The sequence below is a fragment of the Aridibaculum aurantiacum genome, from assembly GCF_017355875.1.
GTDB classification, from domain to species: Bacteria; Bacteroidota; Bacteroidia; order Chitinophagales; family Chitinophagaceae; genus Segetibacter; species Segetibacter aurantiacus.
The window spans coordinates 891,174-912,546 of sequence record NZ_JAFEWC010000001.1; the positions used below are offsets into that span (position 1 = coordinate 891,174).

A 21,373-nucleotide genomic window follows, 5' to 3' on the forward strand; every position below is an offset into this window, starting at 1 on the left:
TTTTGCCTTAACCATGAAAGATATATACACCTTACTACAGCCTCTTGACTTCGCAATAGTAGCAGCTTATTTGGTGATACTAATAGCTATTGGCTATTGGGTTAGTAAGAAGCGCAACAAAGAAGATAACCTGTTTCTTGCCGGCCGTTCATTAGGCTGGACGAGCATAGGCTTTACCATGTGGGGTACCAATGTTGGTCCTTCTATGCTCATCGCTTCTGCAAGCATTGGTTATACAACCGGTGTAGTTGCAGGCAACTTTGGATGGTATGCGTTTCCGTTCATCTTCCTGTTAGCCGTTGTCTTTGCGCCACGTTACCTGAGTGCTAAAGTGTCTACCCTGCCAGAATTCATGGGCAAGCGTTTTGGCGAATCGACACGCAGTATTCTTGCATGGTATAGCATTGTTACCATACTCATATCATGGCTTGCACTTACACTTTATTCAGGTGGCATATTGGTAAGCCAGATACTCAACTTCCCTTTGTGGTTATCTATTCTTACACTGGTGCTCGTGTCTGCATTCTTTGCCATAGCAGGTGGATTAAAAGCCATCGCTTATACCAACGTCTTCCAGATGATTTTGCTGATCGTTGTATCACTTATCATCACGGTGGTAGGTGTGATGAAAGTTGGAGGGCCTGTAGCACTATTCGAAAAAACGCCAGCTCATTATTGGAACCTGTTGTTGCCAATGGATGACAAGAATTATCCTTGGCTCGCTATTGCATTGGGTTATCCTGTTATGGGTGTATGGTTCTGGTGCACCGATCAATCAATGGTGCAATCAGTACTTGGTGCAAAGAACCTGAAGCAGGGACAGCTGGGTGCCAACTTCACCGGCTGGTTGAAGATCTTCGATGTAGCGTTATTCATCATTCCCGGCATCGTATGTTTTATTTTATTTCCCAATCTTAAAAATCCTGATGAAGCATACATGACCATGGTTACACAACTGTTTCCATCTGGTATGACAGGATTGGTGATGGCCGTATTGATTGCTGCGCTTGTCAGCACCATCGATAGTGCACTCAACTCGCTCAGTACAGTCTTCACCATGGATATCTACATCAAAAACTACAAGCCTGGTGCTACTCAAAATGAGATCAATCGTATCGGCCGGATTGTAATGATGATAGGTGCTGCTATTGCTGTAGCATTAGCATTGGGCATCAACAGCATCAAAGGTTTAAACCTTTTCGATGTATTCCAGGCAGTGCTTGGTTTCATTGCGCCACCCATGTCAGTCGTGTTTCTCTTCGGTGTGCTTTGGAAAAAGACAACCACCCGTGCTGCCAACTTCATCTTATCGGTGGGAACAATCATAAGTATTGGCACCGGTATCTTGTACCTGTGGGTGTTCCCTTCTAATGTATACACCTTCTGGCCGCACTTCCTGTTGCTTTCGTTTTACATATTTGTCGTGCTTGCCATCTCTGCGTTTGTTATCAGTTATTTCGATAAAAATTACACACCTGTTACCCAGCACCAACTTGCATTTGCAGAAGCACCAAAGCCCAGCAGGCGCGTGATGTTTTCATGGGCTGTCCTCATCATAGTGATGATAAGCTTGTATGTGCTGTTTAATGGACATGGATAAGGCATAAGAAGTCAAAAGTGAAAATTCAAAAGTCAAAATAGAAGAACTCATAACTTATCATTAATCACTCATAACTCCCTTCATGGATAAAAGATATTTTGGTAACCAGCTCGATCACACTACTCAACAGCCGTTGCGTCGCACACTTGTGCCGATGGGAAATCTGATGAACCAAGTCAAAATTCAAAGTTCAAAATTCAAAAGCAAGTACCTAAAGTGTATCAGCCTTTTTGCTTTTTTACTTTTGACTTTTGACTTTGTGCTTGCGCAGCAAGCCACATGGATCTGGTACCCCGGAGACTACGAGATCTGGTTAAGTAACAAAATGCAAAACCGCCGTACAGAGCGTGGTTCTTTCTTTCCACCTTTTTGGAAATTAGATAGCCATTACCCGCTCATGGACTTTCACAAGGTATTTGATGTTAAATCTCCTGAAACCATTGAGCTATTTGTAGAAGGTAAATACAATGTAAAGCTGGACGGGAAGCCGCTTGAAGGAACACCAACCAAGGTTACCATTCCTGCAGGCAAGCACAAGATCAACATCAAAGTTTTCAACCAGCAGTATGTGCCTGCTATCTATTTAAAAGGCAAAAGCATTGTTTCAGACAGCAGCTGGTTGGTGACATACGAAGACAAAGAATGGATAGATGAAACAGGTAAGGTATCTGATCAATCCGGTACGACATGGTTGAAAGCCGGCTACTGGAATTTTGATAAGCCTACGGCCAGGCCATCACAAGTGCAACTGCCGGTAAGAGCGCAGCGTGCAGTAAAGACAACAAAAAAAGGCAATGCACTACTGGCCGATTTCGGCAAAGAAACATTTGGCTTCATCAAGCTGCACGGGCTAAAGGGTAAGGGCAACCTGACCATCTATTATGGAGAGTCGCAGGAAGAAGCACTATCAACTACACATGGAGAAACCCTCGATCGTTTGCAGGTCAACAGGCCAAGCAAAAGAGATAGTGTGATGGAGCTGTCAAAAGCGTTCCGTTATGTAAATATCATTGCTGATCCTGCTGTTACTTACGATTCGGTTTCTATGCTGTATGAGTATGCTCCCGTTACTGTTCGTGGCGACTTCCGTTGTTCTGACGACCTGATCAACAAGATCTATGACGTATCAAAGTACACGTTTGAACTGAACACTAGAGAGTTCTTCATTGATGGTATCAAGCGCGATAGGTGGATCTGGAGTGGCGATGCATACCAGAGTTACCTGATGAATTACTATCTCTACTTCGACAATCCTACAGTGGAAAGAACACTGGTAGCATTGCGTGGTAAAGACCCGGTGACAAGTCACATCAACACCATCATGGATTATACGTTTTATTGGTTCATTGGCATCTACGACTACTACCTCTACACCGGCGATACCAAGTTCATTCAACAGTACTACCCGCGTATGCAAAGCCTGATGGAATATGTTTTATCACGGCGCAACAAGAACGGTATGGTAGAAGGTTTATCAGGTGATTGGGTGTTCATTGATTGGGCTGAAGGACTGAGTAAGAAAGGGGAAGTAAGCTTTGAGCAGTTACTTTTTGCCCGCAGCCTTGAAGCAATGGCTATTAGTGCCAACATTGCAGGGGATGCTACTAATGGTGCAAAATACCAGCAATTAGCAACTGATTTAAAGTCTAAGATTTTCTCTACCTATTGGAATGAGGGTAAACAAGCATTGGTACATAGCCGTATTGATGGTGTTCCTACAGATCATGTTACGCGCTATGCAAACATGTTTGCCATTTTCTTCAACTGGTTGAATGATGCGCAGAAGCAAGGTGTAAAGCAAAACGTGTTACTGAATAAAGATGTACCAAAGATCACTACGCCTTACATGCGTTTTTACGAGCTGGAAGCATTGGCTGCTATGGGTGAGCAAGCATATGTACTTAAAGAAATGAAAGACTACTGGGGCGGTATGCTTAACCTGGGTGCTACTTCCTTTTGGGAAGAATACAATCCAAGCAAGCAGGGTGTAGAGCACCTGGCGATGTATGGTCGTCCATTTGGTAAAAGTCTTTGTCATGCATGGGGAGCAAGTCCTATTTATCTTTTAGGTAAATATTACCTGGGTGTTAAACCTACTGCACCGGGGTATGAAACATATGTGATAGAACCTTCACTGGGTGGCTTGCAGTGGATGGAAGGAAAAGTGCCAACACCACACGGACAAGTAACTATGTATGTAAGCACCAATAACATTAAGGTGAAGTCTGATGGTGGCATTGGTACATTAAGATTGAAGAGTGCAAGCATGCCTGTGGTGGAAGGCGCTCAAGTAAGATCAAAAGGTGATGGTGTGTATGAAGTCACTATTGAAAAAGGTAAAGAATACTCTATCAACTATAAGAGTATCTAATTAGTTGTTTACTCAAAACCATAGCGATATAAACCAGCACAGAGCTTAAACAATGGAACGAATAACAGCAACATATTTTATTGAAACACCCCTGCAACCCGACGCTGCAGCCAATGTAATTGCAGGCGAACAATCATCAGGAACGTTTGTAGCAGTGCCTGGAGAAACAGAAGAGCTGAAGCAAAGATTTGCTGCAAGGGTAGAGTCGGTGGAAGCATTGGAAAGTGTTACCGAGCCTTCCATACCTGGTGGTAAAAGCGCAAGTGGTGTATATCACCGTGCGATGGTTAAGATATCATGGCCGGTAGAAAATTTCGGTTTCAACCTTCCTGTACTGGTGTCTACCATCCAGGGCAATTTGTATGAGCTAAGACAGTTCACAGGATTAAAGCTGATGGATATTGATTTCCCGGACAGCTATGTGCAACACTACAGAGGACCTAAGTTTGGCATTGCAGGAACAAGAAGATTAACAAGTGTTGAAGGCAGACCCATGATTGGAACGATCATCAAGCCAAGTATAGGATTAACTCCAGAACAAACAGCTACAATAGTAGAGACGTTGGGTGAAGCCGGTATTGATTTCGTAAAAGATGATGAGTTACTTTCTTCTTCCGCTAATTCACCTTTTGAAAAAAGGGTTGAAGCCGTCATGCAAGTGATCAACAAGCTTGCAGATAAGACAGGTAAAAAGATCATGTATGCGTTCAACCTGAGTGGCGAGATTGATGAGATGATAAAGCGCTACGAAACAATAATGAATGCCGGTGGCACCTGTGCTATGGTCAACATCAATAGCGTTGGTATGTCGGCAACGAAAAAGATCTGTGACATTGGGGTGCTGGCTATTCATGGTCATCGTAATGGATGGGGCATGCTTACGCGGCACCCATTATTAGGGATTGATTTCACTGCTTATCAAAAGCTTTGGCGACTGGTAGGTGTTGATCAACTGCATGTAAATGGTATTCAAAATAAATTCTGGGAATCGGATGATTCTGTAGAACGATCAATCAAGGCTTGTTTAAAACCTCTAGGTAATGGGCAAACAGTGCTGCCTGTTGTTTCTTCAGGTCAGTGGGGCGGACAGGCACCTGAAACATATCGCCGCACGCAGACCACCGATCTGTTGTATATGGCGGGTGGTGGTATCATGGCACATCCCGGTGGTGCCGCTGCAGGTGTACGTGCATTACGTTATGCCTGGCAGGCAGCAGTAGATGGTTTAACTGTAGAGCAAGCTGCAGATAAGTATGTTGAATTCGCACAATCAGTAGAAAAGTTCGGTGTAAAATAAAAGTGCTATGAAAGATTTGTTGTTAGCATTCTATGGTGATGACTTCACAGGAAGTACTGATGCATTGGAGTTTTTATCTCGTGCAGGGATGAAAGCTGCGCTGTTTATCGAGCCGCCAACAGTAGAGCAACTGGCTGCTTACCCCGGCTTGAATGCCATTGGAGTGGCAGGCATGACACGTTCTTTACCACCGCATGCGATGCAGCGTGAACTGCAGCCGGCATTTGAAAAGCTAAAGGAACTGGCGCCGCGACATGTGCATTATAAAGTTTGTTCTACGTTCGATTCTTCACCAGAGATCGGCAGCATTGGTAAAGCAATAGATGTAGGTGCCAGTGTATTCGCCAATCGTTATATCCCGCTGTTAGTGGCTGCTCCGCCATTAGGCAGGTACTGTTTATTTGGAAACTTGTTTGCCCGTTTGGGTATTGGCAGTAATGGAAACATCTACCGCTTAGACAGGCATCCATCTATGAGTAAACATCCGGTTACGCCCAGCAATGAAAGCGATCTGAGGTTACACCTGGCTAAACAAACCAACAAGCAAATAGAGTTGGTAGATATACTTCAAATAGCAAAGCCAATAACTGAAGTTGAAGCGGCATTAAATAAGCTTTGCCACGAAGGAGCAGAGGTGGTGTTGTTCGATGCGCTTGAAGAAGAGCAACTGCTTCCAATAGGAGAGGTGATAGATAAAGAAGCCAGGGCTGGTTCAACTGTTTTCAGTGTTGGTTCTTCAGGTATTGAAATGGCTCTGGGTAAATATTGGAATCAACAAGGTGTGTTGCAAGTAGCCGATAATTGGGCAACACCTGGTGAAGCTTCGCCTCTCTTAGTGCTATCCGGAAGCTGCTCACCTGTTACCGCTTCGCAAATTCACTGGGCAATAGAGCATGACTTCAAGGTGATTGAAATAGATGTTTGGTCACTTTTTAAAAAGGATAGTGAGAAGGCGTTGCAAGAATATATTGAACATGCACTCGACTTCCTTTCACAAGGAACCAGTGTGATTGTGCATACAGGTGGAACAACCAACAAAGTCAACCTTCGCAAAAATGGGGTGGAAGTGATTGGTTCTGCATTAGGTAACATAGCACGTGGGATATGCGAAAGAGAAAAGCTGACACGTATCGTAGTTGCCGGAGGTGATACTTCCAGTTATGCTGCAAGGGCTATGGGAATAGAAGCAGTAACCATGATTGCTCCATTAGCACCCGGTGCTCCATTGTGTAAGGCATCAGCACCCGGATCGCCATTAGATGGTATCGAGATCAACTTCAAAGGCGGGCAGGTAGGGGCGGAGGATTATTTTGGTCTGCTGAAAGAAGGCAAGTCAAAATTCAAAAGTCAAAAATCAAAAGAGATGGTGGAGTGAGAAATGTAAAATGAAAAATTAAAAATTGAGAAGAAGTAAGTTTCTATTCTCATCTCTCATATTCTATCAATCAGTATTCATCACTTATCATACATCATTCATAATTCATCACTCATAGTTAATTAACATGTCAAAGACACTCGGTCTCGTTCATACATCAGCTACACTTGTTCCTGTATTTCAGCAACTATGTAGCCAGCACTTGCCACATGTACAGGTATTCAATATTGTAGATGATAGTCTTATAAAAAATGTGATCAAATGCGGGGAGCTTACTCCCGCTACTGCAAGACGTGTTGTTGATTATGCTGGTTCAGCAGAAGCTGCCGGGGCAGATTATATCTTATTCACCTGCTCATCTATAGGTGCAGCCGTAGAGGCAGCAGCAGGACTAACCAAAGTACCTGTATTGCGTGTCGATCAACCAATGGCTGACCAGGCAGTGCAGATAGGCAGTAAAGTAGGTGTAATAGCAACACTACCTACCACACTTGGTCCAACCACTGACCTGGTACAACGCAGGGCTGCAGTTGCAGGTAAAGATGTAGCCGTAACATCAGTGCTGTGCGAAGGTGCATTTGAAGCTCTGATGAGCGGCGATGCTGCAAAGCACGATGCCATGGTAGCTGAGGCATTGAAAGAGCTTTCCACCAGAGTAGATGTGATCGTGCTGGCACAGGCATCAATGGCAAGAGTGGTAGATACGCTAAGTGCTGAAGATAAGCGCGTACCAATACTCGCCAGCCCGGGCATCGCCATTGAACATCTAGCTTCCATATTGTAATTGTCAACTTGCTGTATGAAAAAAGTATCTAAACTTTCATTGTATCTCTCCGCACTCTCCGCTGTTGTATTGATAGCATGCCTGTTGATGCAACAAGATGCTTTGGCAAAAGCTGCAGGACTGATTACTGCAGTAACTTTTGCTATTGGAATGGGTTCGTTACCTGCATTGAAAGGATACCAATATACAGCATGGATCATAGCGGCTGTTGTAGCAGGTATGGTATATCCGGCTGCATTTACAAGTTGGGGAGAGTTTGATCTGCGCAACAAATGGCTCATACTCGTTATCGTTCAACTGGTGATGTTTGGCATGGGTACACAAATGAGTTTACGAGATTTTACCAGCATTGCCTCAACCGGCAAAGGCGTATTTATTGGATTGCTTTGCCAGTTCTCAATCATGCCACTGATGGGTTTTTTGCTAACAAGAATATTTCATTTTGAACCAGAGATAGCCGCAGGCATTATATTGATCGGCTCTTGCTCCAGTGGTTTGGCAAGTAACGTAATGGTGTACCTGGCAAAGGCAAACCTTGTGTTGTCGGTAGTTGTAACTGCTATGGTTACATTGGTAGCGCCCTTCATGACACCGTTACTCATGAAGTTGTTAGCCGGCACACTCATCGAGGTGAAGTTTCTTAATATGATGATGGAGATCATCAAGATCGTGATGGTTCCTATCGGAGCTGCCCTTTTACACGATTACTTGAAAACTGCATCACCTGGCGGATGGAAAAAGGTGAAGGTTTTGTTTACGATATCGGCTATATGGTTAATTGCTTTGCCGCTTGGTTCATTCAATCATTTACAAAGCATTTCTTCGGTTGAAGCCATGCAGTCGCTAGAGATCTTCTCTTTCTTGTGTGGAGCTGTTATCGTTGGTACGCTCTATCATCTGGTAGCAAATCGCTTTGCTAATCTTGATAAGATGATGCCTGTCATCAGCATGTTTGGGATTATTTATTTCACCACCGTGACCACTGCAGCCGGAAGAGACAACCTAATGGAAGTTGGCTTTCTCCTGTTTCTATGTTCCGTTATTCATAATGGTGCCGGCTATTTCTTTGGCTACTGGCTTAGCCGTTTGTTCAAGCTTGATGAGAATTCTGCACGCACCATTGCCTTTGAAGTAGGACTACAAAATGGTGGTATGGCTTCAGGATTAGCGGGTAGTATGGGTAAGCTGGGAACAGTAGGATTAGCTGCAGCGGTGTTTAGTCCCTGGATGAATATCTCCGGTTCGTTGCTTGCTAATTACTGGAGAAGAAGACCTGTAGTGGATGAAAAGAAGTTGGTTGTGCCTGTAGGTGAGATGGTAGTGATTGAGAAAATTGAAGTAGAAAAGGTGTAGTTACAAGCAGTAGTGCAACTAGCTACATCGTTGTGTCACTCACTTGTACTATTAGCTCTTTGATGAACTTTTTTTGAACCACAAAGGCACGAAGAAGTAAGGTTACACTAAGAAAGCTTGGTGAACATTAAAGCTGTTAAGGGTTATAAGGAATGGGAAGATTTCTTAGTGCCACTTGGTGCGCTTGGTGTCTTAGTGGTTCATGACTGCTTGAATGAACTTTTTTTTGAACCACGAAGACACAGAGAAAAGAGGTTATACGAAGAAGATTTGATAATTTTTAAAAATGCTAAGAAGCATAAAGAATGCTGATTATCTAGCACCACTTAGTGCCACTTGGTGCGCTTGGTGTCTTAGTGGTTCATAGCTGAATTGGGTAATAAAGCACAAGTGTGCGACGCAACAAAAGAATCATATCGGCACAACTGCTGGTAACATAAACATTGAAGACAAAAATGAAGAAGTGGTTATTAATAATTGGGGTCATCGCTCATTTATCATTGCTGGCACAGCTGGTAGATAAAACACCGGCGGCTATACCAAAGGTGCCATCAGTGTACGATAGCGAACCATGGCAAGACCAATCTGTGGTGGCAATCAACCGTGACCCGGCAAGGGCTACGGCATACTCATTTGCCTCTGTGCAGGATGCCTTGACCGGCGACAGGACAAAGAGCGATAGGGTGATGATGCTGAATGGTGAATGGGATTTTGCTTTTGCCATGAAGCCTGCCGATGCGCCCGCCGATTTTTACAAGAGCCGTGTAAGCGGTTGGAAGAAAATAGAAGTGCCAAGCAACTGGGAATTGAAAGGTTATGACAAGCCGATTTATAAGAGTGCGGTTTACCCGTTCCGCCCGGTGAACCCGCCGCATGTGCCACTTGATTACAACCCTGTTGGTTGTTACCAGCGCACATTTACAGTGCCTGCTAATTGGAAGGACATGAATGTGACACTGCATTTTGGCGGAGTGAGTTCGGGTTTTAAAGTTTGGTTGAATGGCAAGTTTGTAGGCTATGGAGAAGATAGTTTTTTGCCGTCTGAATTCAACATTACCCCTTACCTGCAAGCCGGGGAAAATGTGCTGAGCGTATGGGTTATCCGTTGGAGTGATGGAACGTTTTTGGAAGACCAGGATCATTGGCGGCTGAGTGGAATACAACGTGAAGTATTGCTGATGGCTGAGCCTAAGTTGCGCATTGCTGATTTTCATTGGCAGGCGAAACTTGATAAAGATTACAAGGATGCAGTGCTAAGCATCAGGCCAAGAATAGACAACTACACAGGAGCACTCGTACCTGCAGGATATGCAGTAAAAGCACAATTATATCGAAATAACAAGCCACTGTTTGAGAAGCCACTGGAGCGCACTGCAGAATCAATCATCAATGAAATTTATCCAAGGCTTGATAATGTAAAGTTTGGTCTGCTTGAAGCAGAGGTAAAAAATCCTGATAAATGGAGTGATGAAGCGCCTAATCTTTATACACTTGTGCTTTCGCTGGAAGACAGTACAGGTAAAGTGCTGGAAGCAAAGAGTTGTAAAGTTGGATTTAGAAGTATTGAATTTGATAAGACAACTTCAAAGCTGCTCATCAATGGAAAGGTGACTTACTTGTATGGAGTCAATCGTCATGATCATCATCCAACACGAGGTAAGGCGCTGACTAGGGAAGATATACGTAAAGATGTAGAGACCTTGAAGCAGTTCAACTTTAATTGCATTCGTACAAGCCATTATCCTAATGATCCTTACTTCTATGACCTGTGTGATGAATATGGAATACTGGTGATGGATGAAGCAAATTATGAAACACATGGATTGGGTGGCAAGCTTAGCAATGATCCTACGTGGGTGCATGCATTCATGGAGCGCACCAACCGAATGGTGATGCGTGATAAGAACCATCCGAGCATCATCATATGGAGCTTAGGTAATGAAGCTGGTAGAGGTCCCACCAATGCTGCTATGGCAGAATGGATACATGATTTTGATATCACGCGTCCTGTTCATTATGAACCTGCGCAAGGTAATCATCGTGTAGATGGTTATATCGATCCTACTGATCCACGCTATCCTAAAACAGTTGATCATGCACACCGCATACAGAATCCTGTTGATCCATTCTATGTGGATATGGTCAGCCGTTTTTATCCAGGCATATTTACACCTGAGTTATTTGTTAACCAGAAGAATGGTGATAACAGGCCGATCATATTTGTTGAGTACTCGCATTCGATGGGCAACTCAACCGGTAACATGAAAGAATTCTGGGACCTGTTCCGCTCATTACCAAAGATTATTGGCGGATGTATCTGGGACTTCAAAGACCAGGGATTGCTGAAGAAGGATAGTGCAGGAGTGGAGTACTATGCTTATGGTGGTGACTTTGGTGAGAAGCTGCATGATGGTAATTTTTGCATCAATGGTATTGTAGCAGCAGATGGCAGGCCTAAGGCAGCAATCTATGAATGTAAACGTGTATACCAACCTGCAGAAACAGAATTGCTTGATGTAGCAAAAGGGTTAATCAAAATAACCAACAGGCATGCAGTGAAATCACTCGCTGATTATGCTGTTCATTTGGTTGTAAGGGAAAATGGTGTGGCGATTTTGAATAAGCCATTGCCACGAATAGCGTTAGCAGCAGGAAGGGATACAGTTATAAGTATAGCTGGCTATTTACCAAAACTGAAGCAAGGACCAGAGTATTTGGCTGATATACATTTTACATTGGCTGCTGATGAAGCATGGGCTCCAAAAGGGCATGAAGTAGCATCTAATCAATTTGCATTAACAGGACTTGCTAGTTATAATGCTATTGCTAAAGCTACATCCCGGATTAATATGACAACATCTGCAGATGCTTATGTAATGACAGGTAAAGATTTCAGCATAAAGATCAGTAAGAGCAATGGTGCCTTGAGCTCTTATTTATATAAAGGAAAAGAGCAGGTGTATGCACCGTTGTTGCCGCATTTCAAACGTCCTCTTACAGATAATGACCGCCGTGGCTGGAAGCCGCATCGTAAGCTAAAGCAGTGGTACGAGCCTAATATGAAACTGGTGAATACTGCAGTAGGCAAGTCTGATGGCCAGGCAGGCAGTGGTGTGGTAGTGACTAGTACTTACTCTTTGATTAACGATAGTGCTACTGTAACTGTGAAATACTATATAGCTGGTGATGGTGCAGTGAAAGTAGATTATGCACTTCAGGTAAAACCAGGTTTGCCCAACATTCCGAAAGTTGGTATGCAGGGCGCCATTGCAAGGGATTATGACAACATCACCTGGTATGGCCGTGGTAAATTTGAGAACTACGTAGACAGGCGATATGGTTTTGATGCAGGTATATATTCTCAGCACATCAATGAGTTTATGGAGCCTTATGTACTGCCGCAGGAGAATGGATACAGAACAGATGTAAGGTGGATGTACCTGGCAAATAAGAAGAATGAGGGATTGTTAGTTGTAGCGGATAGTTTGCTTAGCATGAGTGCGTGGCCGTATACCGAGGAGAATATTGAAAATGCAAAGCACACAAATAAACTAAAAGATGCAGGATACATTACCCTCAACATCGACCTCATGCAAATGGGCGTTGGTGGCAATGATACCTGGAGTGATGTTGCTGCACCATTAAACCAGTATCAAATTCCTGCCAAGGATTATCGTTATTCTTTTTATTTAATGCCAATGCAAAAAAGGAAGGAGCAGGTAAATGAGGTAGTGCGGAAGATTAAATTTTGATGATTGTGTGGTTTGTTTTTGCCTAAGGCCAATTTTGTTGATAATCTTTTTGCCTCGCCTTGAAAGGCGAGGCAATGGATGCGCGGCAGATTATGGGAGAATACCACAACAAATTATTTCCTCCATCCTTGAATCATCCATATGATCATTTATTTGGCTAAAGCCACTATTGATCGATAATCTTCTTCCTCTCCTTGAAAGGCGAAGCAATTGGCGATGCAATTGTTTAAAGATGTGTTGGACATAAAATTTTTGATTAAAGGAAGAAGATACACTAGCTCCGCCCTTCAGGGCGGAGATCATAATGAATGAAGGATTTGGCTTTAGCCAAAATGATTTCATAAAGGTCCTATTGGTCGTGTGATCCCTTTTTATTTGGCTAAAGCCAATATTGATTGATAATTTTTTTCCTCGACTTGAAAGGCGAGGAAATTGATTAACAAAACCTCAATTAAAGATCAATCTTTAGCTCCACCCTTTAGGGCGGAGCGGAGAAAACAAATTGTTTTTGTATTTTGGCTTTAGCCAAACTTCCTCACCATGCCAATGATCAAGATCTGGATCCATTTAGTATGGGCTACCAAACATAGACATCCACTTCTGAAAGATTCTATTCGCAGAAACATCTTCAACCACATCAGGGTTAATGGCAGGAAAAAAGGATTATTCATTGACTGCATCAATGGTTATACAGATCATATGCATTGTCTTATTTCCTTGGGCGCTGAGCAAACAATTGCTAAAGTGGTTCAATTGATCAAAGGCGAATCTTCTTATTGGATAAATCAACAGCAGTTGACCGAGGATAAGTTTGAGTGGCAGGATGAATATTTTGCTGTATCTGTTTCTGAATCTATGTTAGCTACAGTTCGCACTTATATTTATAAGCAGGAAGAGCATCATAAGAAACAAACTTTTCAGCAGGAGTATGATGCATTTATTGGAAAATATGGTTTCAATGTAGTTGGCTAAAGCCAATTAAAATGTTCTATTTTATTTTCCCGCCTTGAAAGGCGAGGCAACAAAGCCAAAGAGCACATTTGTTTTTTTATCCTCCTCGCCTTTAAAGGCGAGGCAATAAACGGCGAGGTAAATAATCAAAAAATTAAACAGCAGATCAATCTCTAGCTCCGCCCTTTAGGGCGGAGATCAAAATGAATTTTATTTGGCCATAAATTTTCTGTTTGGCTAAAGCCAAAGAGCCCATTTTTTTTATTGTTCTCCTCGCCTTGAAAGGCGAGGCAATTAACAGCGAGGCAATTGAAGGCGCGGCAAATAATCAATAAATCAAACAGCAGATCAATCTCTAGCTCCGCCCTTTAGGGCGGAGATCAAAAATGAAATTGAAAAATTGGCTTTAGCCAAAGGGAATTTATTTGGCCATAAATGATCTGTTTGGCTAAAGCCAAAGAGATGTTTTTTTATTTAGTCTTCCTCGCCTTGAAAGGCGAGGCAATGGAAGCCGAGGCATGTGATTGTTGGAAGCCGAGGCAATTGTTGAAAGGCGAGGCAAATGATATCACTCAACATTCATCAATCATCATCCAGCATGCATAATTCCTCACTTCACCGGCAGCCACACACTCATGTCTGTCTTGCCCCTGTTGCCCCATGCATAGTAGGGTACTAGTCTTACCGCTATAGGTTTTGCCTGTTTCGATGAAACTGTTCGGTAGAGCCTTTTATTCCAGTCACCCGCTTCGTTCAATACTGCCTGTCCTTCCAGTACCATAACCTGGCTATTATCTATTGTTGCCATCTTTGGTGTAAGCTTCATATTTGTAGGTATTGCTACATCAAAAAGTTCTTGTTCTTTCGGCAGGTCTATAGATTCTAAACAATAAACAATTGGTCCACGCTTAACAGCTACCTGGTTACGGGTTTCTTCTACTAAAGGATTGGCTTCAATTAGCTTGGCTTCCATTGGCAAAACAAGCTCTACTACATCTCCTTTCTTCCATGGTCTTTTCACTGCTGCATAGGTGCCGGCTACAGGTGTTGTTGTAAGCTTTCCATTCACTAATATCCTTGCGCCATCTGCCCATTCTGGTATGCGCAAGTGGAGTGATGTGTTAGATGCAGCTTCATCAATTGTAATTTTTATATGGCCATTCCATGGATAATTCGTTTGCTGTATTAGCCTGATTGAAGAACCGTTTTTCAACTTCGTTGACAGATTGTTACTGCCATACAAATTGAACCATAAACCATCATCTGATGTGCTGTAAGCATAGTTGCTAATCTCAGCAACTGTACGTACCACATTTGGGGGACAGCAGTTTGAAAGTCCAATATACTCGAGCCTGTCGCGTGACCAACTCATGTTAGAACCATAGTCAGGCCATTTCTTTTTATCAAGCGTTGCGTAGGATTCCTTTGTCCAACGTTGTTTATAAGGGAGGTCTCCGGATACTGCTAAAGGGTTTGTATAAAAGAACTTCTTTCCACTTAAACTAACACCGCTCAACACGCTGTTATATAAAGCTAGTTCCATCACATCTGCATATTTAGCATCACCTGTCAGCTGCAGCATGCGCCAGTTCCATAGTACATTGCCAATGTTGGCGCAGGTCTCGTTGTGTGCAGTTAGGTTTGGAAGCTGGTACTTTCTCCCATAAGCCTGGTGCAGCTTTTCTACATCACCAGGATTGAAGGATGTGCCATCATTAGACACTCCATCGTGCAATGCACCACAACCACCGGTTATATACATCTTGTGATTAACTACATCATCCCACATTATGTTGAGGGTATTCAGCAAGGTTTTATCACCTGTTTCTGCATATACATCCGCAGCCCCTGCAAACAAATAATTTGCTCTTACCGCATGCCCTACAACTTCCTGCATATCCCTGAACTTATACCTGTCCGAGTTATCATCCGATCCTACTGATACACCTCGTATATCAATTAGTTTTTGAGCTAGCTCTTTATATCGTGCATCACCAGTTGTACGATACATTTCTATTGTCCCCATATAATGTGAAGGACATATTGCATTACGTGCTATCTCTGGCGAAACACGTTGGTAGAAGTTGTACAAGTAATCTGTTGCTTTACGTGCTACATCAAGTAGGTTGGTTTTACCTGTAGCACGATGATGCACACATGCCGCCGTCATCAGGTGACCAATGTTATAAGCCTCAAAACTCAGCCTGTCTTCAAACTGTTTTTTCTCGCCTGTTTTCTGCTGATCGATAGCTGCTTTTGTGTAGATGTATCCGTCTTCACGTTGTGCTTTTGCAATTACTGCAATGGCTTTTTCCATCGCTTCATCCAAGCGCTTGTCTTTGGTAGAGGCGTAAATGCTTGCCATTGCTTCCAGTGTTTTGTAATAGTCGCCATCATGAAAAGAAGGTCCTTTGTGCGAGCCTGTATCAAGGCGGGCAGCTATCTCAAAGTTTTTGAAAGCATGGCTGATATTAGCGTCATTGTAAATGCGCCAAAGATTTGGAACCATCGAGTCGCGGCATACATTGAAGCGTTCTGCCCAAAAGCCGTTGGTCCATTTTACATCGCCCATATTTACGGCAGCAAGCTTTGCAAATTCGCTCTTGCTGGTATTCACCAAAGCTTTGTCTTGCGCTGTTACTTGTGTAGCATAAAAAAGCGCAGACGTAAAAAATATTTTTGATACTGTATTCATAGTTATAGTTCTGATTATTTAGCCAGCATTTGTATTTCAATTATTCTCTGGTTGCGTCGCACACTTGTACCACAGATCATTGTGCATCGCAACTAATTGTTCAAGCTTATGCTTTCTCTTCACAGTTGATTGAAGATCTACCAGTACAAGTGAGTGACACAACGATGATGAGTAAAGTGAGAATGCTAAGTCAAAAGTCAAAATTCAAAAGACCACAAAAGCAGCTTGACTGTCATTCAAATTTCATTCTTCATACTTCATCATTTATCATTCATCATTTATCATTCATCATTCATAGTTCATCATTCATAGTTCATCATTCCTAGTTCATCACTCATCACTTACCATGTGTCCGTCCTGAAGCTCGAGACAGGTAATCCATCTGTACCATATAAGTCACCCACTACAAAATCTTTGAAAGCATATCGTACGGCTACCGGTTCTTTTACTTCTGGTGCCGACACGGCAATACTGCTTCCATTGATCCATGCCTTAGCAGGATAGAAAACTTTATTCGCTCCTGCTATCTCAAACTGCGTTAACTCTTTACCAAAAGAAGTCAATCCATTTGGTACATTTTGGAAACGAACATTGGCAATACTCCCGGTAATAGTAAGTGTATCGTAAGCAGGACTGGCAGCGCCGAACCCGTTCATTCCATACGTTTTAGCCAGTGCTAACAGTGCCAGTCTTTTTCCTCCTGCTTCTTTGTTAGCAGGATGTATTTGCTTCTCCTCGCCAATGTCCAGCAACACAGCCATAGCTGCATTCGGTATTACCTTTTCCGCCTTCCTTTGTGCATCACGCAGGTAAGCAGAATTATATTTTCCGCCAGTGTGGTGCGGCGGCAGCTGTGCATAATTATAGGGTGCTATCTGTGCATAATAAAATGGAAAGTTGCCAATGCCCCATTCGTTGCGCCATTGCTTTACCATCGTTGGAAAAAGCTTTTGGTATTTATCCGGATCATCATAATTTGATTCGCCCTGGTAAAACAGTGCGCCCCTGATACCATAACCAATGATAGGGTGTAGCATGCCATTGTATAAAGTAGTAGGCGTGCGGCTCACAGCTTTTATCGTGTCACCTTTCACCGGGATTTTCACGCCAAAGTCTTTCAGTGCTTCTGGTGTCATCCAGGCCTCGGCATAAGAGCCACTGTAGCTGCAATTGATAAGGCCTACCGGAACATCCAGCATTTGATTAACAAGCTTTCCAAAGTAATAGCCGGTAGCGCTGAAGTTGCTAACAGTTTCTGGTGAAGCCTCTTTCCACTCTGATGGCTTGCTGTTCTCCTGCACTTCTATAACTGATGAACGCGGAACCGTATACAACCTGATGTTTTTGTTTCTCGAATGAAGGATAGCGTCATTGGAGCCAAGGATAGGTTGGCCTTTAAACCCCTTCATCGGCATTTCCATATTTGATTGTCCGCCCAATAGCCAGACTTCGCCAATTAATACATTGGTAAGCGTTGTTGGTTTACCATTGGAGATAGTAACGGTATAAGGACCTCCAGCAGTTGGTGTCGCTACTTTTACTTTCCATTTGCCTGCAGCATCTGCTTTAGCTGTGTAGCTGATCTTACTCCACGAAGGTGTGATTTTGATTGAACTGCCTGCATTACTCCAACCCCAGAACGCAACATCTGTTTGCTGTTGCAGTATCATATTATTTGTGAAGATGGAAGGAAGCTTTACCTGTGCATGATTGATAAATGCAAGGGATAGTAATAACAGTAAGAGAAGAGATGCTTTGATAGTCTTCATGGGAGCAATGCGTTATAAACTGACAATTGATCACCCTGGCTGGCGAGGGTGGAAATTCAGTTTCTGAAAGTAGCGATAAAAGTTTTTGCAGGTTTGGCAATAGTAAAATCTTCCATCAACATAGTAAGACCTGACATTGTAGAGCGAAAGCACTAATCTACCTTCATTGGCCTGTTTACAAGTCATTTAGGCTTGTAGCAATCATCGGTTTGCTTGTTATTCATGTACTCAAAACATTGCCATATGACCATCCACCATACATTCCTTTCTCCTTTAGCATTTTGCTTAGTTAGTTTCCTCTAAATTCATCCTCTTGTTATCTACATTATGCTGAAGATTATTTTCAATATTGTCTTTCTTTTTGTTTGCCTTGCAGGTTTCGCGCAAGGTGTTGACGTGATTAACTTACGCACGGAGTACAAAGTGAATCCTATGGGTGTGGAAGCAGCAGCACCGGGATTAAGTTGGCAGCTGTCATCTAACCAGCGGAGTGTATTACAAACTGCTTATCGAATATTGGTGGCTGATGATAGTGCCGTACTTAAAAAGAATCAAGGGAATATTTGGGATAGCAAAAAAATACAATCAGGTACATCGGTCCAGGTTTCTTATGCAGGTAAAAAATTAGCGCCTGCAAAAACATACTATTGGAAAGTAATGCTGTGGGATAATAAGAACAACGTTTCGAGGTGGAGTGATGTGGCGCGTTGGCAGACAGGCTTGATGACCACTAACGATTGGAAAGGTGCTAAATGGATAGCTTATGATAAAATAGCTGACAGCAATATTTCCATTCTTCCTGTCGATGGGAAAAAGGATAAATACTTAGGTAATAATGTACTGCCTTTGTTGCGCAAAAATTTTACAGTTAAAAAGCCTGTAAAGCAAGCTACGATGTTCATTACCGGACTCGGCCATTTTGAAATGAGCGTGAATGGTAAAAAAGTAGGAGATCATTTCCTAGATGCAGGATGGACGAAGTATGATAAGCAAGCACTGTATGTTCCTTTCGATCTTACCAACCAGCTAAAGCAGGGATCTAATGCTATTGGTATTATGCTAGGTAATGGTTTTTATTTCATTCCACCATTGAAGGGGCGCTACCGCAAAACTAAGAATGCTTTTGGTCATCCAAAGATGATTGCACGTCTTGCAATAGAATACGCAGACGGAACTAAGGAAGACATTGTAAGTGATGCATCATGGAAGACGACTGCGAGCCCAATTACTTTTTCGAGCATCTACGGAGGTGAAGATTATGATGCTAACCTGGAGCAAAAAGGTTGGGATACTCCTTCATTCACAGATAAAGGATGGAGAAATGTATTGATCGTTGATGGCCCTTCTGTATTGAATGCGCAGATGGCTGAACCGCTGAAGGTGATGGAGACATTTGCGCCTAAGAATGTTACGCAGCTTGCGTCAGATCGCTATGTGTTCGATCTTGGTCAAAATGCTTCGGGTATCCCTTCAATCAAGGTGCAGGGGAAAAAAGGTGATACAGTCAGAGTTTACCCGGCCGAATTGCTGAGAGCGGATGGATCAGTTGCGCAGGGGCCAACAGGAAGTCAATATTATCTGCAATATGTTTTAAAAGGTGATGGTGTTGAAACATGGCAGCCGCGGTTTACTTACTATGGCTTTCGTTACTTACAAGTAAATGGTGCAGTTCCTAAAGGTGCAGCAGATGAAAAAGGTTTACCTGTACTGCAAGAAATAAAAGGCCTGCATATTCGTAATGCAGCGCAAGGAGCAGGTGAATTCACGAGTTCAAAAGAATTATTTAATAAGACGCATGAGCTGATTGATTGGGCGATCAAGAGCAATATGGTAAGTGTGTTTACTGACTGCCCGCATCGTGAAAAATTAGGTTGGTTAGAACAGGTACACCTGATGGGTTATTCTGTTCAGCACAATTATGATATAGCGCAGTTGGGAAGGAAGACAGTGGAGGATATGTTGTACTCGCAAACAGCAGAAGGTTTGATTCCTGAGATAGCGCCGGAGTTTGTAAAGTTTGAATGGGGTGGTGATATGTTTCGTGATAGTCCTGAATGGGGGAGTAGCGGGATCATTTTCCCTTGGTATCTGTACCAGTGGTATGGTGATAAGCAAGTCTTATTAAAGAGCTACCCGATGATGAAGCGTTACATCGATTACCTTGGCACAAAAGCACAAGGACATATCCTTAAGCAGGGTTTAGGCGATTGGTATGACCTTGGTCCTAAAGCTCCTGGTGTTTCGCAATTAACACCTATGGGTGTTACCGGCACTGCTATCTACTATTATGACTTAAACATCCTGAGTAAGATAGCAAGGCTTATTGGGAAGACTGAAGATGCTTCAACTTTTGATCAATTGGCACTGCAGGTTAAGCAGGCTTTCAACGATAGTTTTTTCAACAAGGAAACAAAGCAGTACGCTACCGGCAGCCAGGCCGCCAATGCAATGGCTGTTTATATGCAGCTGGTAGAGCCGCAGTATAAAGGTGCGGTAATAGAAAACATTGTGAAGGATATCCGTAGCCGAAACAATAGTCTGACTGCCGGTGATATTGGCTATCGCTACCTATTGCGTGTATTGCAAGAAGCAGGAAGGTCAGATGTGATATATGACATGAACAGCAGAACAGATGTTCCTGGTTATGGCTACCAATTGGCAAAAGGAGCAACAGCGCTAACAGAATCATGGGCTGCATTACCTACAAATTCCAATAATCATTTTATGCTTGGCCATTTGATGGAGTGGTTTTATCGTGGCCTGGCAGGGATCAACCAGGCTGATGGTTCTGTTGCTTATAAAGATATTGTCATCAATCCTGAAGTGGTAGGTGATGTTACTTCTGTAAATGGTTCATATCATTCAGTTCATGGAAAAATTGTAAGTGAGTGGAAGAAGGATGGCAATAGCTTTACACATTATGTGGTTATACCGGCAAATACCACAGCCACTGTTTATTTACCTGCCACTGCTAAGGATATGATTTCGGAAGGTGGAGTTGCTGTAAAAAATAGTAAAGATGTTAGGTTGGTAGGATATGAAAATGGTAAGGCGATTTTGAAATTAGGATCAGGTGAATATAGTTTAAAGGTAGAGCGGTTGTAATGCAGAAGGTTGAGGAACGATTTGGTGGTTGAATGGTAGGGGTTGGGCTATGCCCAACAGATGTTTTGCTTCAACCTTGCTACAAACAGGTTTCGGCGTTGCCAAAAGGAGTAAGAAGAAAATACCTTAATAACCGTTGGTAGATAAAAATGGAACAATGAGCGTAGCTCATTCCTGTTTGTAGAAATAAGATTATTGAGTAGGTAAATTGGGCGTAGCCCAATCCTGTAACAACGAACGTGATGCAATGGAATGACGTTATTGCTGAATGCAGATTACAAAGCACAAGTGTGCGACCTGTCTGCTGACAAGCAGGCGCAA

At 42.9% G+C, this 21,373-nt stretch carries 11 protein-coding genes; 9 read left to right on the forward strand and 2 right to left on the reverse strand.

The genetic code is table 11. The features are described from left to right. Window positions 1–13: 13 nt before the first annotated feature. The 8 genes from J4N22_RS03740 (at window position 14) to tnpA (ending at window position 13,504) form a co-directional block, all read left to right on the forward strand. Window positions 14–1,600: a sodium:solute symporter gene (locus tag J4N22_RS03740; RefSeq protein WP_207492360.1), complete on the forward strand. Its 1,587-nt coding sequence runs from the start codon at window positions 14–16 to the stop codon at window positions 1,598–1,600. Between the two features lie 82 nt (window positions 1,601–1,682). After that, entirely contained in the window at window positions 1,683–3,971 is a 2,289-nt protein-coding gene (locus tag J4N22_RS03745) for an alpha-L-rhamnosidase-related protein (protein ID WP_242692050.1), read from the forward strand. A 52-nt stretch (window positions 3,972–4,023) separates the two neighbouring features. Next, on the forward strand, window positions 4,024–5,268 hold the full coding sequence (locus tag J4N22_RS03750) for a ribulose-bisphosphate carboxylase large subunit family protein (protein WP_207492361.1): 1,245 nt from the start codon (window positions 4,024–4,026) through the stop codon (window positions 5,266–5,268). Between the two features lie 7 nt (window positions 5,269–5,275). After that, a complete protein-coding gene (locus J4N22_RS03755) occupies window positions 5,276–6,643 on the forward strand; it encodes a four-carbon acid sugar kinase family protein (RefSeq protein WP_207492362.1) in 1,368 nt (455 codons plus the stop codon). Between the two features lie 127 nt (window positions 6,644–6,770). Next, window positions 6,771–7,427 (forward strand): aspartate/glutamate racemase family protein, encoded by a 657-nt coding sequence (locus tag J4N22_RS03760; RefSeq protein WP_207492363.1) that lies wholly within the window; start codon window positions 6,771–6,773, stop codon window positions 7,425–7,427. A 15-nt stretch (window positions 7,428–7,442) separates the two neighbouring features. Beyond that, on the forward strand, window positions 7,443–8,780 hold the full coding sequence (locus tag J4N22_RS03765; protein ID WP_207492364.1) for a bile acid:sodium symporter family protein: 1,338 nt from the start codon (window positions 7,443–7,445) through the stop codon (window positions 8,778–8,780). A 455-nt stretch (window positions 8,781–9,235) separates the two neighbouring features. Further along, a complete protein-coding gene (locus tag J4N22_RS03770; RefSeq protein ID WP_207492365.1) occupies window positions 9,236–12,532 on the forward strand; it encodes a glycoside hydrolase family 2 TIM barrel-domain containing protein in 3,297 nt (1,098 codons plus the stop codon). Window positions 12,533–13,078: 546 nt separating this feature from the next. Continuing rightward, window positions 13,079–13,504, forward strand: a complete 426-nt coding sequence (gene tnpA / locus J4N22_RS03775) for an IS200/IS605 family transposase (RefSeq protein ID WP_242692051.1) — start codon at window positions 13,079–13,081, stop codon at window positions 13,502–13,504. Between the two features lie 589 nt (window positions 13,505–14,093). On the opposite strand, the gene J4N22_RS03780 is transcribed toward tnpA, so the two are convergent. Both J4N22_RS03780 and J4N22_RS03785 read right to left on the reverse strand, forming a co-directional pair. Next, a complete protein-coding gene (locus J4N22_RS03780) occupies window positions 14,094–16,178 on the reverse strand; it encodes a glycoside hydrolase family 127 protein (RefSeq protein WP_207492367.1) in 2,085 nt (694 codons plus the stop codon). A gap of 341 nt (window positions 16,179–16,519) precedes the next feature. Next, entirely contained in the window at window positions 16,520–17,947 is a 1,428-nt protein-coding gene (locus J4N22_RS03785) for a sialate O-acetylesterase (RefSeq protein WP_207492368.1), read from the reverse strand. Window positions 17,948–18,274: 327 nt separating this feature from the next. Between J4N22_RS03785 and J4N22_RS03790 the strand changes: the two genes are divergently transcribed. Continuing rightward, a complete protein-coding gene (locus J4N22_RS03790) occupies window positions 18,275–21,052 on the forward strand; it encodes a family 78 glycoside hydrolase catalytic domain (protein ID WP_207492369.1) in 2,778 nt (925 codons plus the stop codon). The last annotated feature ends 321 nt before the right edge of the window (window positions 21,053–21,373 follow it).

Bases quoted from the DNA above. Each gene is read 5' to 3' on its own strand.
- J4N22_RS03740 (WP_207492360.1), top strand. From the start codon at position 14: ATGAAAGATATATACACCTTACTACAGCCTCTTGACTTCGCAATAGTA.
- J4N22_RS03750 (WP_207492361.1), top strand. From the start codon at position 4,024: ATGGAACGAATAACAGCAACATATTTTATTGAAACACCCCTGCAACCC.
- J4N22_RS03770 (WP_207492365.1), top strand. From the start codon at position 9,236: ATGAAGAAGTGGTTATTAATAATTGGGGTCATCGCTCATTTATCATTG.
- J4N22_RS03760 (WP_207492363.1), top strand. From the start codon at position 6,771: ATGTCAAAGACACTCGGTCTCGTTCATACATCAGCTACACTTGTTCCT.
- J4N22_RS03785 (WP_207492368.1), bottom strand. From the start codon at position 17,947: ATGAAGACTATCAAAGCATCTCTTCTCTTACTGTTATTACTATCCCTT.
- J4N22_RS03790 (WP_207492369.1), top strand. From the start codon at position 18,275: ATGCTGAAGATTATTTTCAATATTGTCTTTCTTTTTGTTTGCCTTGCA.
- J4N22_RS03755 (WP_207492362.1), top strand. From the start codon at position 5,276: ATGAAAGATTTGTTGTTAGCATTCTATGGTGATGACTTCACAGGAAGT.
- J4N22_RS03780 (WP_207492367.1), bottom strand. From the start codon at position 16,178: ATGAATACAGTATCAAAAATATTTTTTACGTCTGCGCTTTTTTATGCT.
- J4N22_RS03745 (WP_242692050.1), top strand. From the start codon at position 1,683: ATGGATAAAAGATATTTTGGTAACCAGCTCGATCACACTACTCAACAG.
- tnpA (WP_242692051.1), top strand. From the start codon at position 13,079: ATGATCAAGATCTGGATCCATTTAGTATGGGCTACCAAACATAGACAT.
- J4N22_RS03765 (WP_207492364.1), top strand. From the start codon at position 7,443: ATGAAAAAAGTATCTAAACTTTCATTGTATCTCTCCGCACTCTCCGCT.